General features: G+C 72.7%; 15 protein-coding genes and 2 tRNA genes. 13 read left to right on the top strand and 4 right to left on the bottom strand.

Annotated elements, in window-relative coordinates; all coding sequences use genetic code 11:
• Window positions 1–236 precede the first annotated feature (236 nt).
• Window positions 237–650, bottom strand: a complete 414-nt coding sequence (locus tag HUT16_RS05980; RefSeq protein ID WP_030459107.1) for an SsgA family sporulation/cell division regulator — start codon at window positions 648–650, stop codon at window positions 237–239.
• Between the two features lie 448 nt (window positions 651–1,098).
• On the opposite strand from HUT16_RS05980, the gene HUT16_RS05975 reads away from it, so the two are divergent.
• Window positions 1,099–1,170: transfer RNA gene (locus HUT16_RS05975), tRNA-Val, on the top strand.
• A 185-nt stretch (window positions 1,171–1,355) separates the two neighbouring features.
• A tRNA-Val gene (locus HUT16_RS05970) sits at window positions 1,356–1,427 on the top strand.
• A 75-nt stretch (window positions 1,428–1,502) separates the two neighbouring features.
• Here HUT16_RS05970 and HUT16_RS05965 read toward each other — a convergent pair.
• Complete coding sequence (locus HUT16_RS05965) at window positions 1,503–2,264, bottom strand: 3'-5' exonuclease (RefSeq protein ID WP_176192514.1); 762 nt, start codon at window positions 2,262–2,264, stop codon at window positions 1,503–1,505.
• 264 nt (window positions 2,265–2,528) lie between these two features.
• Between HUT16_RS05965 and thrS the strand changes: the two genes are divergently transcribed.
• A complete protein-coding gene (gene thrS / locus HUT16_RS05960) occupies window positions 2,529–4,508 on the top strand; it encodes a threonine--tRNA ligase (protein ID WP_176186148.1) in 1,980 nt (659 codons plus the stop codon).
• An 87-nt stretch (window positions 4,509–4,595) separates the two neighbouring features.
• Complete coding sequence (locus HUT16_RS05955; protein WP_176186146.1) at window positions 4,596–5,153, top strand: HIT domain-containing protein; 558 nt, start codon at window positions 4,596–4,598, stop codon at window positions 5,151–5,153.
• An 82-nt stretch (window positions 5,154–5,235) separates the two neighbouring features.
• On the opposite strand, the gene HUT16_RS05950 is transcribed toward HUT16_RS05955, so the two are convergent.
• The gene (locus HUT16_RS05950) at window positions 5,236–6,879 is read right to left on the bottom strand and encodes a hypothetical protein (protein ID WP_176186144.1); all 1,644 of its coding nucleotides are present in this window, start codon (window positions 6,877–6,879) and stop codon (window positions 5,236–5,238) included.
• Between the two features lie 191 nt (window positions 6,880–7,070).
• Here HUT16_RS05950 and HUT16_RS05945 point away from each other — a divergent pair, with 191 nt between their 5' ends.
• Complete coding sequence (locus tag HUT16_RS05945) at window positions 7,071–7,493, top strand: thiol-disulfide oxidoreductase DCC family protein (protein ID WP_176186142.1); 423 nt, start codon at window positions 7,071–7,073, stop codon at window positions 7,491–7,493.
• Between the two features lie 7 nt (window positions 7,494–7,500).
• Here HUT16_RS05945 and HUT16_RS05940 read toward each other — a convergent pair whose 3' ends face one another.
• A complete protein-coding gene (locus tag HUT16_RS05940; RefSeq protein WP_176186140.1) occupies window positions 7,501–9,513 on the bottom strand; it encodes an elongation factor G in 2,013 nt (670 codons plus the stop codon).
• Between the two features lie 127 nt (window positions 9,514–9,640).
• Here HUT16_RS05940 and pgsA point away from each other — a divergent pair, with 127 nt between their 5' ends.
• The 8 genes from pgsA to HUT16_RS05900 all read left to right on the top strand — a co-directional run bounded on the left by pgsA (window position 9,641) and on the right by HUT16_RS05900 (window position 15,983).
• The gene (gene pgsA, locus HUT16_RS05935) at window positions 9,641–10,297 is read left to right on the top strand and encodes a phosphatidylinositol phosphate synthase (protein ID WP_176186138.1); all 657 of its coding nucleotides are present in this window, start codon (window positions 9,641–9,643) and stop codon (window positions 10,295–10,297) included.
• Entirely contained in the window at window positions 10,294–11,199 is a 906-nt protein-coding gene (locus tag HUT16_RS05930; RefSeq protein ID WP_254897660.1) for a phosphatidylinositol mannoside acyltransferase, read from the top strand. The genes pgsA and HUT16_RS05930 overlap by 4 nt, the downstream gene beginning before the upstream one ends.
• Window positions 11,196–12,368, top strand: a complete 1,173-nt coding sequence (locus HUT16_RS05925) for a glycosyltransferase family 4 protein (RefSeq protein WP_176186136.1) — start codon at window positions 11,196–11,198, stop codon at window positions 12,366–12,368. Before HUT16_RS05930 ends, HUT16_RS05925 begins: the two co-directional genes overlap by 4 nt.
• A 49-nt stretch (window positions 12,369–12,417) precedes the next feature.
• A complete protein-coding gene (locus tag HUT16_RS05920; protein ID WP_176186134.1) occupies window positions 12,418–12,780 on the top strand; it encodes a 5-carboxymethyl-2-hydroxymuconate Delta-isomerase in 363 nt (120 codons plus the stop codon).
• 19 nt (window positions 12,781–12,799) lie between these two features.
• Window positions 12,800–13,345, top strand: coding sequence for a hypothetical protein (locus HUT16_RS05915; protein WP_176186132.1), 546 nt, complete (start codon window positions 12,800–12,802; stop codon window positions 13,343–13,345).
• A gap of 162 nt (window positions 13,346–13,507) precedes the next feature.
• A complete protein-coding gene (gene pdxS / locus HUT16_RS05910) occupies window positions 13,508–14,419 on the top strand; it encodes a pyridoxal 5'-phosphate synthase lyase subunit PdxS (RefSeq protein WP_030459119.1) in 912 nt (303 codons plus the stop codon).
• A 98-nt stretch (window positions 14,420–14,517) separates the two neighbouring features.
• Window positions 14,518–15,129 (top strand): pyridoxal 5'-phosphate synthase glutaminase subunit PdxT, encoded by a 612-nt coding sequence (gene pdxT, locus HUT16_RS05905; protein WP_176186130.1) that lies wholly within the window; start codon window positions 14,518–14,520, stop codon window positions 15,127–15,129.
• A gap of 98 nt (window positions 15,130–15,227) precedes the next feature.
• The gene (locus HUT16_RS05900; protein WP_033252075.1) at window positions 15,228–15,983 is read left to right on the top strand and encodes a YebC/PmpR family DNA-binding transcriptional regulator; all 756 of its coding nucleotides are present in this window, start codon (window positions 15,228–15,230) and stop codon (window positions 15,981–15,983) included.
• Window positions 15,984–16,012 lie beyond the last annotated feature (29 nt).

Genomic DNA, 16,012 nt, shown 5'->3' with positions numbered 1-16,012 from the left:
GCGCCGACTCTACCGGCCGGGGCCGGGAAGCGGGCGCGGCCCGGGCCCGGACGCCGCCCGGGAGCGCACCGGGACACGACTGAGCCCCGGGCGTCCACTCCGGTCGGGAGCGGATGCCCGGGGCGGGACCCCGAGGCCGCCGAGGCGGCTGTGAGCTGCGACCGTGCCCCCGAGTAGGACGGTGCGCATCGAGGCGTTCCCGCCGCCGCGCGACGGCGGGCGTACTCGTACGGGGCTCAGTTCTCGGCGAGGATGTGGGACAGCTCCCGGTCGAGGTCGAAGTGACGGTGTTCGGTGCCGGGGGGCACCGCGGCGTCCGTCCGCTTGAGGAAGGACTCAAGCGCCCGGGCCGGGGCCTCCAGCAGGGCCTCTCCTTCCGGAGAGCTCAGGGCGATGCAAACCACGCCTTGACCGTGGCTGCGGGACGGCCACACCCGGACGTCGCCGGTACCGGTCGGTCGGTGCAGCCCCTCCGCGAGGAGGTCGCGGGCGAACACCCACTCCACGGTCTCGTCTGCTCCGGTGTGGAACGTCGCGTGCACGGCATAGGGGTCGGCAGTGTCGTAGCGCAGGCCCGCGGGGACGGGCAGTGACGACTCGCTGGACACGATGAGGCGCAGGTGCAGCTCGCAGCTGACCGTGGTGTTCATAAGCGCCAGGGCCTTTCGCTCAGTGTGCGCTCGGGGAATCGCACGTCGGCGAACGGACCATCCCACCTGAAAGCCCGGTGTAAACCCGTCTGTCCCGATTCCGGTGCGAGTCGTACCCCTTCCGGCGCATTGCGGAATCCCCCGGCGGCTCCGGCCGCCGGGACGGCGGGCCGGTAACGGCAGGGCATTACCGGCGGTCGCACCGGGGCGGGCCGCGGCGGACTGGAGGAACCCACGAACCTGGCCCGCCCGGTGCCCGGCGGACCCCCGGCGCCCTCGGCCCGAGGGCCGCCCCGACCGGGGGCGTCACCCGCCGTGGTCGGTCGCCGCCGCTGGTCGGGGCCGCTGCCGGGGGAGGGCCGCCGGGGCGCCGGGCCGGCGGCGGGGCCACCGGCGCCGAGGGTGGTCGGAGCACCCGTGCGGATGGGGTAATGTTTTCCCTGCACCCGGGCGATTAGCTCAGCGGGAGAGCACTTCGTTCACACCGAAGGGGTCACTGGTTCGATCCCAGTATCGCCCACCGGAATGCACAGGCGTAGGGCTCCGACTTGTTTATCAGGTCGGAGCCCTACGCCTTTTCCGCGTGCTCCGGACCGAGTTCTGACGAACATTCAACGTGCCCTCCCGGAACGGGAACTGGGGGACCGTCCGTGGAACGGATTGTGAACCGGGGCCCAAGTGGTGCTACAGTTCTTCTCGTTGCCCGGGCGATTAGCTCAGCGGGAGAGCACTTCGTTCACACCGAAGGGGTCACTGGTTCGATCCCAGTATCGCCCACCGAGCACACCGCAGGCCCCGACCACGCCGTCGGGGCCTGCGGCGTTTTCCGCACCCGGCGCCCCCGACGGGGCGTCAGGCCGCCAACTCGCAGGCGTGGCCCGGCTCCAGGCGCTCGCCGCAGCGGCACCGGGCCGGACGCATCGGCCAGGCCGTGTCCACCCGCTCCGGCGCCCCCGAACGCTCGAACCACCGCTCCAGGCCGCGGGCCTGCGCCGCGTGCCACACCGCCTGCCGCAGGTGCAGCTCGGCCGGGGACAGCGCGCCCAGGCGCTCGTGCCGGGCCGCCACCGCCCGCACCAGCTCCATCGAGGCCAGCGCGTCCGCCGCCGCGTCGTGCGCGCCCACCAGCTCGACGCCGTAGTGCGCGCACAGGTCGGTCAGGGTGCGCCGGCCCTTGCGGTAGCGGTCGAACTGCTTGTCCAGCACCCGCGGATCGAGCACCAGCAGCTCCGCGCCGTCCAGCACCTCCGCCAGCGAACCCGCCCCGTGCCGGCGCAACTCCCGGTCCAGCAGCGTCAGGTCGTACGGGGCGTTCATCACCACCAGCGGCACGCCCGCCCGGGACTGCTCGGCCAGCGCCCGGGCCACCTCCACCGCGACCGCGCGCGGCGGCCGCCCGTGCGCCCGCACTTGCTCGTCCGAGATGCCGTGCACCGCCCGGGCCGGCTCCGGGATCGGCACCCCCGGATCGGCCAGCCACGTCCGCACCGAGACCGCCCCGCCCGGTGCGGGCTGCACCACCAGGGCGGCCGAAACGATTCTGTCCCGCTCGACGTCGACACCGGTCGTCTCGGTGTCGAAGGACGCCAGCGGACCGTGATACCAGGAACCCAGCTGCTGCATGACGCCCCCTCAGACGCCGCACGGTCCTTGCCGGGCGCCGCTGCCACCGAGGACCGGTGCAGCGGCCGCACCGTGCTGAAGTGATACCGCACTCGGAGGCCCGTCAACCGTCCCGGTGACCGGATCGTGGCGGAACGTGACCGCACCGCCCGTCCGGGTGCGCGGCCTCGGCGACGGGGACGCGGCCCGGCTCGGTACCATGCACGGTGCAGCGGTTCTGCTGCACCACGGTAGCCAGAACGTCAGGAGAGACCGGTGACGGACGTCCGGATCATCATCAACCGCGAACCCGATCGGGAAGAGCGCGTGGTGACCACGGGCACTACGGCCGCCGAGCTCTTCGCCGACGACCGCGCCGTGATCGCCGCCCGGGTCGGCGGCCAGCTCAAGGACCTCGCCCACGTCGTCCAGGACGGCGACGAGGTCGCCCCCGTCGTGATCTCCAGCCCCGACGGCCTCGACATCCTGCGGCACTCCACCGCCCACGTGATGGCCCAGGCGGTCCAGCAGGTCTTCCCCGAGGCCAAGCTCGGCATCGGCCCGCCCGTCCGGGACGGCTTCTACTACGACTTCGACGTCGAGCGGCCGTTCCAGCCGGACGACCTCAAGGTCATCGAGAAGAAGATGCAGGAGATCATCAAGCGGGGCCAGAAGTTCTCCCGCCGCGTGGTCACCGACGAGGCCGCCCGCGAGGAGCTCGCCAAGGAGCCCTACAAGCTCGAACTGATCGGCCTCAAGGGCTCCGCCGCCACCGCCGGCGAGGGCGCGGACGTCGAGGTCGGCGCGGGCGAGCTGACCATCTACGACAACCTCGACCCGAAGACCGGCGAGCTCTGCTGGGGCGACCTCTGCCGCGGCCCGCACCTGCCCAGCACCCGGCACATCCCGGCCTTCAAGCTGATGCGCTCCGCCGCCGCGTACTGGCGCGGCAGCGAGAAGAACCCCATGCTGCAGCGCCTCTACGGCACCGCGTGGCCCACCAAGGACGAGCTCAAGGCCCACCTCGACTTCCTGGAGGAGGCCGCCAAGCGCGACCACCGCAAGCTCGGCAACGAACTCGACCTGTTCTCGATCCCCGAGCAGATCGGCTCCGGCCTCGCCGTCTTCCACCCCAAGGGCGGCATCATCCGCCGCACCATGGAGGACTACTCGCGCAAGCGGCACGAGGAGGAGGGCTACGAGTTCGTCTACACCCCGCACGCCACCAAGGGGAAGCTGTTCGAGACCAGCGGCCACCTCGACTGGTACGCCGACGGCATGTACCCCCCCATGCAGCTGGACGAGGGCGTCGACTACTACCTCAAGCCGATGAACTGCCCGATGCACAACCTGATCTTCGACGCGCGCGGCCGCTCCTACCGCGAACTGCCGCTGCGCCTGTTCGAGTTCGGGACGGTCTACCGCTACGAGAAGTCCGGCGTGGTGCACGGACTGACCCGCGCCCGCGGCTTCACCCAGGACGACGCGCACATCTACTGCACCCGCGAGCAGATGGCCGACGAGCTGGACCGCACGCTGACCTTCGTGCTGGACCTGCTGCGCGACTACGGCCTGAACGACTTCTACCTGGAGCTGTCCACCAAGGACGAGACCAAGTTCGTCGGGACGGACGAGGACTGGGAGGAGGCCACCGCGGTCCTCGCCGGCGTGGCCGAGAAGCAGGGCCTGCCGCTGGTGCCGGACCCGGGCGGTGCGGCCTTCTACGGCCCGAAGATCTCCGTCCAGGCCCGCGACGCGATCGGCCGGACCTGGCAGATGTCGACCGTGCAGCTCGACTTCAACCTGCCGGAGCGCTTCGACCTCGAGTACACCGCGGCGGACGGTTCGCGGCAGCGGCCGGTCATGATCCACCGGGCGCTGTTCGGCTCGATCGAGCGCTTCTTCGCGGTGCTGCTGGAGCACTACGCGGGCGCGATGCCGCCGTGGCTGGCCCCGGTCACCGTCACCGGCATCCCGATCACCGACGAGCACGTGCCGTACCTGCTCGACGTGGCGGCCGAGCTGAAGAAGCACGGGATCCGGGTCGAGGTCGACACCTCGGACGACCGGATGCAGAAGAAGATCCGCAACGCCCAGCGCTCGAAGACCCCGTTCATGCTGATCGCGGGGAACGACGACGTCGAGGCGGGCGCGGTGTCGTTCCGCTACCGCAGCGGCGAGCAGAAGAACGGCGTGCCGAAGGCCGAGGCGATCGCCGAGATCGTCGAGGCGGTGCGCAGCCGGGTGCAGGTCTGATCCCGGCGGGACGGACCTGAGCGAGGTGCGGGGCGGGCTCCAGCGGGAGTCCGCCCCGCACTGCTCTGTTCGTGGGCCGCGGCGCTTATGCTGGCGGGCATGACGAGCGAGCCGGAACTGCAGCGGGGCGTGGGGGAGCCGGACGGCTTCCGTCGCCTGTGGACACCTCATCGGATGGCGTACATCCAGGGCGAGAACAAGCCCACCGGCCCGGCTCCCGACGACGGTTGTCCGTTCTGCTCGATCCCCCTGCTCAGCGACGAGGAGGGGCTGATCGTGCAGCGCGGGGAGTCGGTCTTCGCGGTGCTGAACCTGTACCCGTACAACGGCGGGCACTTGATGGTGGTGCCGTACCGGCACGTCGCGGACTACACCGAGCTGGACGGGCCGGAGACGGCGGAGCTGGGGGAGTTCACCAAGAAGGCGATGACGGCGCTGCGGGCGGCCTCGGGGGCGCACGGGTTCAACATCGGGATGAACCAGGGGGCGGCCGCGGGGGCGGGGATCGCCGCGCACCTGCACCAGCACGTGGTGCCGCGCTGGGGCGGGGACACCAACTTCATGCCGGTGGTGGGCCACACCAAGGTGCTGCCGCAACTGCTGGCCGACACCCGGAAGATGCTGGCCGAGGTGTGGCCGGCCTGAGCCGGGCCGGGGGAAAAGCGCCCAGGGGCGTACGGGAGGTCTCCCGTACGCCCCTGGTGTTCGTCCGGCGGGCCCGGTCCGGTCAGCCGGCGTCGTACTTGTCGGCGCGGAACGGGCGGGAGCCCTGCATTTCGCTGCGCAGCATGTTGGAGCGGTTGGCGATGCGGTCGGTGGCGACGTCGTGCTCGTCGAGGAACTCGACGACGGCGGCGTGGATGACGCCGATGACCGGGCTGGGCAGGTAGATGGTGTCGTCCGACTTGTAGCGGCTGTTCCAGGTCGGGTCGGCCCAGGCCTGGCGCAGGCAGAGCGGCTCGGGGAAGGAGATGCCGCCGCCGAGCCACTTCTGCAGGCCGGGGACCTTGTGGAAGGGGGCGCGGACGGCCTGGCGGACCACCTCGTCGTCGGTGACGACCGCGAGCTGGACGGTGCGGGTCTCCCAGAAGCGGAAGGTCTTGGCGACGTCCTTCTCGGGGGTCTTCGGCTTGGAGGTGAAGTAGCCGTTGATCGGGCCGAGGGTGTGCGGGGTGACGTGGATCTGCAGGTTCTGCGCCAGGACCATCACGTTGACGATGATGGTGGAGACCAGCTGGCCCTTGTGCAGGACGAACTGGACCGCGATCCGGTGCCGGGTGTCGGCGCCGAGGCTCTGCTTGCTGGCGAGTTCCTGGACGGCGAAGTCGCGCATCCGGTCGCCGTCCATCTCGGGGCCGGAGGGGCGGCCGATCTCGTCGGCCCCCTCGCCGGTGTCGAGCACCACCCAGTGGCTGATCTGCGGCCGGGGCAGGCCGCCGTTGGGGACGTCGCTGCTGGTCAGGCCGGAGAGGCGGTCGGCGATCCGGCGGGTCAGGTCGGCGACGTGGAAGGTGCGGAAGTCGTCGTGGCCCTCGGCGGGGCGGAGGTCCTCGCGCAGGGACCACTCGGCCCAGCGGGCGCCGATGCCGAGGATGCCCTTGGGGCCGGCGTAGTGCTGGATGTTGGTGTTCTGCTCGGTGCTGATGCGGTCCAGGCCGGCCTTGAGGGTGTTGGCCTTCTTGTCCAGGTGGTCCTTGGGGACGGCCTTGGGGACGACGGCGGCGACCGCGCTGCCGCCGACCAGGTCTCCCCAGCGGGCCCGCTGCTCCATGACGCTGCCGACCACGGTGCGCTTGGCGAGGTACCAGCCGACGGCCGGGCCGATCATGACCACCCGGAAGTAGAGGCCGAGCAGGCCGCCGAACGGCGGGCGGATCAGCAGCAGCAGGGCCAGGCCGAAGGCGAGCAGCAGGGCCAGGGTGCCGATGAAGCCGTCCCGGGCGGCGGACTTCTTGCTGCCGAGCCAGGCGCGGGCCTGGTAGGCGGCGAGCCAGACCAGGGTGCCGGGCAGGAAGAGCACGCCGAAGAGCAGGCTGAGGCCGGCCAGTCTGCGGTCCCGGGCCTCGCGCAGGTCCTGGGCGGCGAGGCAGTGCTCGACGACCATCCGGACGTCGGTGCCGTGCGAGGGGACCAGCGGTTTGCGGCCGCCGCCGAGGGTGCGGTCGATCAGGGCGCGGCTGAAGGCCTCTCCCGCGCTGGGCCGGAAGAGCTCGAACTTGCCGCCCTTGACCCCGACGCCGGTGAGGGCCTCCAGTTCCTTGACGTCACCGGTGCGGTAGGCGGCGGAGGAGAACGCCTGCGTGACCGCGGTCTGGTTCCCGACGTCCGTGCGCGGTACCTGGGCGCCCGGCGTCATGTCGAGCTGAGTCACCTGTGCAGCTCCTTCTCCCCTGATCGATCTGCGGCAGGTTACCGCGCGGGGGCCGGGCCGTGCGGATCATCGGCTGATCCGGGGTCACATATCGGCCGCGCTCGGCGTTTTCGGGGTGATGCTGCCCCGTGCGGGCGGGTTCGACGCCCCCGGTTTGTCGGTGGGTGCCGCCGGGGTGGAGGATCTCGGGCATGACGAGTGCGTACGCACCGGGACCGGTGCTGGTTTTCGACGGTGATTGCGCGTTCTGCTCCAGTTGTGTGCGGTGGGCGGAGCGGTACCCGCGGCAGAGCCTGTCCTCGGCGGGCTGGGAGGCGGTGGCGTTCCAGTTCGCGGACATGGCGGCGCTGGAGGAGTTCACCGGCGGGGAGGTGACGGCGGAGCGGGCCTCGCGGGAGGTGCTGTGGGTGACGCCGGACCGCCGGGTGTACGGCGGGGCGCAGGCGGTGGCGCGGCTGCTGATGCGTTCGGGCGGGCTGTGGGCGTGGGCCGGCGGGGTGCTGGCGCTGGCGCCGGTGCGGCCGGTGGCGGACGTGGTCTACCGCTGGGTGGCGAAGAACCGGGACCGGATGCCGGGCGGCACGCCGGCGTGCGCGCTGCCGCGGCGTTCGTAGCGGGGGTTCAGCCGCCGGTGTGCCGGGCGGCGAGGTGGGCGGGCATCGGGGCGTGCCGCAGGTAGCGGCGGGTGAACCGGCCGGTTCCGTGCGACAGCGAGCGCAGGTCGAGCGGGTAGCGGGTGAGTTCCAGCTCGGGCACCTCGGCGCGGACCAGGCTGAGGCCGGGTCCGCCGATCTCGGTGCCCAGGACGTGGCCGCGGCGGGCGGAGAGGTCGGTGAGGACGGCCCCCTGGTACTCGTCGGGGAGCAGGACGCGGACCTCGTCGACGGGTTCGAGGACCTCGACCGAGGCGTGGTCGGCGGCCTCCTTGAGGGCGAGCGAGGCGGCGGTCTGGAAGGCGGCGTCGGAGGAGTCGACGGAGTGCGCCCTGCCGTCGGTGAGGGTGACCTTGACGTCGGTCATCGGGTGGCCGCGCAGGCCCTGGGCGAGTTGGGCGCGGACGCCCTTCTCGACGGAGGGCACGAAGTGGCGGGGGACGGCGCCGCCGACGACGCGGTCGACGAACTCGAAGCCGCCGCCGGGCAGGGGTTCGACGGTGAGGTCGCAGACGGCGTACTGGCCGTGGCCGCCGGACTGCTTGACGTGTCGGCCGTGGCCGTCGGCGGGGGCGGCGAAGGTCTCCCGGAGGGCGACCTCGTAGGGGACGGTGTCGACGTGGACGCCGTGGCGGTGGGTGAGGCGGTCGAGGGTGACGGCGAGGTGGGCCTCGCCGGTGCACCACAGGACGAGCTGGCCGGTGTCGGGGTTCTGTTCGACGCGCAGGGCCGGGTCCTGGGCGGAGAGCCGGCCGAGGGCCTGGGAGAGCCGGTCGTCGTCGGCCTTGGAGCGGGCCCGGACGGCGGTGGGGAGCAGCGCTTCGGGCAGTGGCCAGGGCGGCAGGACGGTGCGGTCGGTGCCGAGGGTGTCGCCGGTGCGGGCGGCGGTGAGCTTGGTGACGGTGGCGAGGTCGCCGGCGACGGCGTGCGGGACGGGGCGCAGTTGGTGGCCGAGCGGGCTGTGCGGGGCGGTGAGGCGCTCCTCGGTGCCGTCGGGGAGGTGGGCGGTGGTGTCGGGGCGCAGGGTGCCGGCGAAGACCTTGAGCAGGCTGAGGCGGCCGAGGTAGGGGTCCTCGCCGGTGTGGACGACCTGGGCGGTGAGCGGGGCGTCGGGGTCGGCGGCGGGCAGGTCGTCGGTGCGGTCGGCGGGGGAGGGGAAGGCGTCGGCGAGCAGGTCGAGCAGGGCGTCGCAGCCGGTGCCGTCGGGGGTGGTGGCGAGGACGGGGTGCAGGGTGCCGGCCAGGACCTCGCGGCGCAGTCCGGCGGTGAGGGCGGCGGTGTCGAGGGGGGCGCCGTCGAGGTAGCGGGCGAGCAGGGTGTCGTCCTCGCCGGCGAGGGCCTCGACCAGGCGGGCGCGTTCGGCGTCGAGGTCGGGGGCGTCGCCGGGGGTTCCGTACACCCGGCCGGTGAGCAGGTCGGTGAGGCCGTGCAGGTGTCCGTCGCGCAGGTCGACGTGGTGCAGCGGGCGGACGGTGTCGGGGGTGCCGAGGGTGTCCTGGAGCATCCGCAGCACGTCGTCGAGGCGGACGCGGGCGGTGCTCAGGTGGGTGAGGACGACCGCGCGGGGCAGCCGGGCGTCCGCGCAGCGCTGCCACAGGTCGCGGACGGGGCGGGGGACGTCGGGGTCGGCGGCGGAGTGGACGAAGAGGGCGGCCTCGGCGGCGCGCAGGGCGGCCTGGAGCTCGCCGGCGAAGTCGGCGTAGCCGGGGGCGTCCAGCAGGTTGATCTTGAGGTCGCGCCAGGGGAGGGGGAGGAGCGCGAGCTGGACGGAGCGCTGCTGCCGGTGCTCGATGTCCTCCCAGTCGGCGGTGGTGGTGCCGTCGGGGACGGTTCCGGGTCTGGTCAGGACGCCGGCGGTGTGGGCGAGTGCTTCGGCGAGGGTGGTCTTCCCGGCTCCGCCGGCGCCGACCAGGGCCACGTTGCGGAGCCGGTCGGGGCGGTCGGCGGGCGGGGCGGGGGTGTGGGCCGTCCGGTCCGGCATGGCTGGCCTCCTGCCGCTCGATCAGCGTGGATACCATTGTCCAGCCGGGCGGGTCCATTCGCGCGGCCGCCCGGCGGGCATGCGGCTCGCGGGTGCCAATCCGAGGAGCGGAGCGGACCGGAAGGCCATGCTCAACAAGTACGCGCGTGCCTTCTTCACACGTGTCCTCACCCCGTTCGCCGCGATGCTGCTGCGGTGGGGTGTCAGTCCGGACGCCGTCACGCTGATCGGCACGGCCGGGTCGGTGGCCGGTGCCCTGGTGTTCTTCCCGCGCGGGGAGTTCTTCTGGGGCGTCATCACGGTGACCCTGTTCATCTTCTCCGACCTGGTGGACGGCAACATGGCCCGCCAGGCGGGCCGTTCCAGCAAGTGGGGGGCGTTCCTGGACTCGACGCTGGACCGGGTCGCCGACGCGGCGATCTTCGGCGGTCTGGCGATGTGGTACGCGGGGGGCGGGAACAACGACCTGCTGTGCGCGGTGTCGGTCTTCTGCCTGGCCAGCGGCCAGGTGGTGTCGTACACCAAGGCGCGTGGCGAGGCGCTGGGCTTCCCGGTGGACGTCTCGGGCCTGGTCGAGCGGGCCGAGCGGCTGGTGATCAGCCTGACCGCGGCCGGGTTCGCGGGCCTGCACAAGTTCGGGGTGCCGTACATCGAGTGGCTGCTGCCGATCGCCCTGTGGGTGGTCGCGGCGGGCAGCCTGGTGACGGTGGCGCAGCGGATGCTGACCGTGCGCCGGGAGTCGGCGGAACTGGAGGCGGCGGCCGCCGCCGAGGGGGTCAAGTGAGGGAACGGTTGGTCGACGCCGCCTACGCGGCCGGTTGGGCGGGGCTGCGGCACCTGCCCGAGCCGGTGGCCCGCGGCCTGTTCGACACCATCGCCGACGTGGCGTGGCGGCGGCAGGGCAAGGGGGTGCGGCAGCTGGAGGCCAACCTGTCGCGGGTCCGCCCGGACGCGGACGGGGCCCGGCTGCGGGAGCTGTCGCGGGCCGGGATGCGCTCGTACATGCGGTACTGGATGGAGTCGTTCCGGCTGCCGACCTGGAGCCGGGAGCGGATCGCCGGTGCGATAACGGTCAAGGGCCTGGAGCAGCTGAACGAGGCGATGGCGGCCGGGCGGGGCGCGGTGCTGGCGCTGCCGCACATGGCGAACTGGGACCTGGCGGGGGCGTGGATCGCCTCGGCGGGCGGGTTCCCGTTCACCACGGTCGCCGAGCGGCTGAAGCCGGAGTCGCTGTTCGACCGGTTCGTGGCGTACCGGGAGGGGCTGGGCATGGAGGTGCTGGCGCTGACCGGCTCCGACGTGTCGGTGATCGGGACGCTGGCCCGGCGGCTGCGCGAGGGGAAGCTGGTCTGCCTGGTCGGCGACCGGGACCTGTCGGCGGCGGGCCTGCCGGTGGACTTCTTCGGCGAGCAGACCCGGATGCCGGCCGGCCCGGCGGCGCTGGCCCAGCGGACCGGCGCGGCGCTGTTCCCGGTGTCGCTCTGGTACGACGGGCCGGTGCTGCGGGCCGAGGTCCACCCCGAGGTGGTGCCGTCCGGCGAGGGCACCCGGCAGGAGCAGACCCTCGCGATGACCCAGGCGATGGCCGACGTCTGGGCCGGGGCGATCCGCGAGCACCCGGAGGACTGGCACATGCTGCAGAAGCTCTGGCTGGCCGACCTGACGCCCCGTCGGGAGGCGTCGTGAGGATCGGCGTGGTGTGCCCGTACGACTGGGACGTGCCCGGCGGGGTGCAGTTCCACATCCGGGACCTGGCGGAGCACCTGATCCGGCTCGGGCACGAGGTGTCGGTGCTGGCGCCGGCGGAGGACGAGGAGGCGCTGCCGCCGTACGTGGTCTCGGCGGGGCGGGCGGTGGCGGTGCCGTACAACGGGTCGGTGGCGCGGCTGAGCTTCGGCATCCTGTCGGCGGCCCGGGTGCGGCGCTGGCTGCGCGAGGGCCGGTTCGACGTGCTGCACGTGCACGAGCCGAACTCGCCGTCGCTGTCGATGCTGGCGGCGTGGGCGGCGTCCGGCCCGATGGTGGGGACGTTTCACACCTCGAACCCGCGCTCGCGGGCGATGATCGCGGCCTCGCCGATCCTGCAGCCCGGCCTGGAGAAGATGTCCGGCCGGATCGCGGTGTCGGAGTACGCCCGGCGCACCCTGGTGGAGCACCTGGGCGGCGACGCGGTGGTGATCCCGAACGGCGTGGACGTGCGGTTCTTCGCGGACGCCGAGCCGGACCCGAGGTGGCAGGGCGGCGCGGGCGAGGGCGGGCCGGGCACCATCGGCTTCATCGGCCGGATCAACGAGCCGCGCAAGGGGCTGCCGACGCTGCTGGCCGCGCTGCCGCGCATCCTGGCCGAGCGCCCGGGCGTGCGGCTGCTGGTGGCCGGCAAGGGCGACGAGGAGGAGGCGGTGGCCGGCCTGGCGCCCGAGGTGCGGGCCCGGGTGGAGTTCCTCGGGATGGTCTCGGACCGGGACAAGGCCCGGCTGCTGCGCTCGGTGGACCTGTACGTGGCGCCGAACACCGGCGGCGAGTCCTTCGGCATCATCCTGGTCGAGGCGATGTCGGCGGGCGCGCCGGTGCTGGCCAGCGACCTGGACGCGTTCCGGCAGGTGCTGGACGGCGGTGCGGCCGGCGAGCTGTTCCCGGTGGAGGACGCCGACGCGCTGGCCGCCTCGGCGGTGAAGCTGCTGGGCAGCCCCGAGCGGCTGCTGGCGCTGCGCGAGGCGGCGTCCCGGCACGTGCGGCGCTTCGACTGGGAGACGGTCGGCGCCGAGGTGCTGTCGGTGTACGAGACGGTCACCGACGGGCGGCCGCCGGTGGCCGAGGTCGAACCGTCCGACCGCCGTCCGCGTCCGAGTCGTTGAGCCCGCGTCGCCGGGCCCGTCGCCGCACCCGTTCCGAGAGGTGGTTCCCGTGCCGCTGATCACCGTCGACTACACCGACCGGCTCGCCGAGTCCTTCGACCGGCGGGGCTTCGGCCTGGCCCTGAACCGGCTGGCGGTGAAGCTGCTGGACGCCCGGCCGACCGGCTGCAAGACCCGGTTCCGGCGGACCGAGGAGGCGGTGGTCGGGGCGGACGCCGAGACCTTCGCGCTGGTCGTGATCGAGTTCCGGGTCTTCCCCGGGCGCAGCGCGGCGGCCAAGGCGGCGCTGAGCGAGGCGGTGCTGGCGGCGCTGCCGGAGTACCTGGGGGCGTACGCCGGGCCGGTGCAGGCGACCGTCGCGGTGGGGGAGCTGGACAGCGCCGCCTACCGCTCGGCGACCCTGGGCGGCTGAGCCGGTACCGTAGCGGCCCGTGGCTACCTGGATCTGGGCCGTTGCGGCCGTCGTACTGTTCGCCGTCTACCTGAGCTGGACGGCGGGCAGGCTGGACCGGCTGCACGCCCGGATCGACGCCGCCCGGGCCTCGCTGGACGCCCAACTGCTGCGCCGGTCCTCGGTGGCGGTGGAGCTGGCCACCTCCTCGCTGCTGGACCCGGCCGCGTCGATCCTGCTGCTGGAGGCCGCGCACGCGGCCCGGCAGGCCGAGTCCGAGCAGCGCGAGGTGGCCGAGAGCGAGCTGAGCCTGGCGCTGCGGGCGGTGCTGGACGAGCCGGAGCAGGTCACCGCGGTGCGCGCGGCGCCGGGCGGCGAGGAGGCGGTGCGCGACCTGGTCGAGGCGGTGCGCCGGGTGCCGATGGCGCGGCGCTTCCACAACGACGCGGTGCGGGCGGCGCGGGCGGTGCGCGAGCACCGGCTGGTGCGGTACTTCCGGCTGGCGGGCCGGGCGCCGTTCCCGATGGCCTTCGAGATGGACGACGAGCCCCCGGTGGCGCTCACGCCCGAGGGCGCGCCCGCGTAGGCTGGCCCCGTTTCCTGTTGAACACCGTTCCTGCCGCAGCCGGGTCGCTGGCCTGATTGTCGTATGCCGGGGACGGCCCTGGACCATGTGGCGTATGGGTCGCGGGGTCCCCGGGCCTACGATAGATCGATAGCACCGGTTCATCCCTGAGTGAGGTCTTACGTGTCCACCACCCCCACTTCCGCTGAGCAGCCCCAGGTCGGCACCGCCCGGGTCAAGCGCGGCATGGCCGAGCAGCTCAAGGGCGGCGTGATCATGGACGTGGTCAACGCCGAGCAGGCGAAGATCGCCGAGGACGCCGGTGCGGTCGCGGTCATGGCGCTGGAGCGGGTTCCCGCCGACATCCGCAAGGACGGCGGCGTGGCCCGGATGTCCGACCCGAACATGATCGAGGAGATCATCGCCGCGGTCTCCATCCCGGTGATGGCCAAGTCCCGGATCGGCCACTTCGTCGAGGCCCAGGTGCTGCAGTCGCTCGGCGTCGACTACATCGACGAGTCCGAGGTCCTCACCCCGGCCGACGAGGTCAACCACTCCGACAAGTGGGCCTTCACCACCCCCTTCGTCTGCGGCGCCACCAACCTCGGCGAGGCGCTGCGCCGGATCGCCGAGGGCGCGGCCATGATCCGCTCCAAGGGCGAGGCCGGCACCGGCAACGTGGTGGAGGCCGTCCGCCACCTGCGCCAGATCAAGAACGAGATCGCCAAGCTGCGCGGCTTCGACAACAACGAGCTGTACGCGGCCGCCAAGGAGCTGCGCGCCCCGTACGAGCTGGTCCGCGAGGTCGCCGAGCTCGGCAAGCTGCCGGTCGTGCTGTTCTCGGCGGGCGGCGTGGCCACCCCGGCCGACGCCGCGCTGATGCGCCAGCTCGGCGCCGAGGGCGTCTTCGTCGGCTCCGGCATCTTCAAGTCGGGCGACCCGGCCAAGCGCGCCGCCGCCATCGTCAAGGCCACCACCTTCTTCGACGACCCGAAGATCATCGCGGACGCCTCCCGCAACCTGGGCGAGGCCATGGTCGGCATCAACTGCGACACCCTCCCGGAGACCGAGCGCTACGCCAACCGCGGCTGGTAAGCGCCCCCGCGTCCGGCCCGCCGTGCGAGTTCCCGGTACGGCGGGCCGCTGCGCGGCGTCCGGGCCCTGTAGTTCGAGAGCGAAGAGGTAGTGAGACCGTGAGCACCCCCACCATCGGCGTCCTGGCCCTGCAGGGCGACGTCCGCGAGCACCTGGTGGCGCTGGCCGCCGCCGACGCGCTGGCCCGGCCGGTCCGCCGCCCGGAGGAGCTGGCCGAGGTCGACGCCCTGGTGATGCCCGGTGGCGAGTCCACCACCATCTCCAAGCTGGCCGTGCTGTTCGGCCTGATGGACCCGCTGCGCGAGCGGGTCGCGGCCGGCATGCCGGTGTACGGCACCTGCGCGGGCATGATCCTGCTGGCCGACAAGATCCTGGACGGCCGGGACGACCAGGAGACCGTCGGCGGCATCGACATGACGGTGCGCCGCAACGCCTTCGGCCGGCAGAACGAGTCCTTCGAGACCGCCATCCCGTTCGCGGGCCTGCCCGGCGACCCGGTCACCGGCGTGTTCATCCGCGCCCCCTGGGTCGAGGCGGTCGGCGCGGGCGTCGAGGTGCTCGCCGAGGTGCCGGCCGCGGACGGCCCGGACGCCCGGATCGTCGCGGTCCGCCAGGGGAACCTGCTGGCCACCTCCTTCCACCCGGAGCTGACCGGGGACCACCGCGTCCACGAGTACTTCGTCCGGATGGTCGAGGCCGCCGACCGCTGAGCGCCCCGTGCGGCGTGGTGACCGTGTGCCACCCGGCGGTGCGGCACCGGTAAGATCTCCCCTGTTCATTTCCCATTGGCGACGAAAAGGAGCTGGCGATGTCCGGCCACTCTAAGTGGGCTACCACCAAGCACAAGAAGGCCGCGATCGACGCCAAGCGCGGCAAGCTCTTCGCCAAGATGATCAAGAACATCGAGGTGGCGGCCCGCACCGGCGGCGGCGACCCGGCCGGCAACCCGACGCTCTACGACGCCATCCAGAAGGCGAAGAAGAGCTCCGTCCCGATCGACAACATCAACCGGGCCGTCAAGCGCGGCTCCGGTGCGGAGGCCGGCGGCGCCGACTACTCGACGATCATGTACGAGGGCTACGGCCCCAACGGCGTGGCCGTCCTGATCGAGTGCCTCACCGACAACCGCAACCGCGCCGCCTCCGACGTGCGCGTCGCGATGACCCGCAACGGCGGCAACATGGCCGACCCGGGCTCGGTCTCCTACCTGTTCAACCGCAAGGGCGTCGTCATCGTCCCCAAGGCCGACGGCGTGGACGAGGACCGCATCCTGGACGTCGTGCTGGACGCCGGCGCCGAGGAGGTCAACGACCTGGGCGAGGCCTTCGAGGTGATGTCCGAGGCCACCGACATGGTCGCGGTCCGCACCGCCCTGGTCGACGCGGGCATCGACTACGACTCCGCCGACGCCAACTTCGTCCCCAGCATGCAGGTCGAGCTGGACGCCGACGGCGCCCGCAAGATCTTCAAGCTGATCGACGCGCTGGAGGACAGCGACGACGTGCAGAACGTCTTCGCCAACTTCGACGTCTCCGACGAGATCATGGCCGAGCTGGACGCCTGATCCCGGTCCTTCCCCCGCCCGGTGGCCCG

The sequence above is a fragment of the Kitasatospora sp. NA04385 genome (assembly GCF_013364235.1).
Lineage (GTDB): Bacteria > Actinomycetota > Actinomycetes > Streptomycetales > Streptomycetaceae > Kitasatospora.
This window is presented reverse-complemented; position numbering and strand designations above follow the sequence as displayed.

Bases quoted from the DNA above. Each gene is read 5' to 3' on its own strand.
- HUT16_RS05955 (WP_176186146.1), top strand. From the start codon at position 4,596: ATGCTGGCGGGCATGACGAGCGAGCCGGAACTGCAGCGGGGCGTGGGG.
- HUT16_RS05940 (WP_176186140.1), bottom strand. From the start codon at position 9,513: ATGCCGGACCGGACGGCCCACACCCCCGCCCCGCCCGCCGACCGCCCC.
- HUT16_RS05945 (WP_176186142.1), top strand. From the start codon at position 7,071: ATGACGAGTGCGTACGCACCGGGACCGGTGCTGGTTTTCGACGGTGAT.
- pgsA (WP_176186138.1), top strand. From the start codon at position 9,641: ATGCTCAACAAGTACGCGCGTGCCTTCTTCACACGTGTCCTCACCCCG.
- HUT16_RS05900 (WP_033252075.1), top strand. From the start codon at position 15,228: ATGTCCGGCCACTCTAAGTGGGCTACCACCAAGCACAAGAAGGCCGCG.
- HUT16_RS05980 (WP_030459107.1), bottom strand. From the start codon at position 650: ATGAACACCACGGTCAGCTGCGAGCTGCACCTGCGCCTCATCGTGTCC.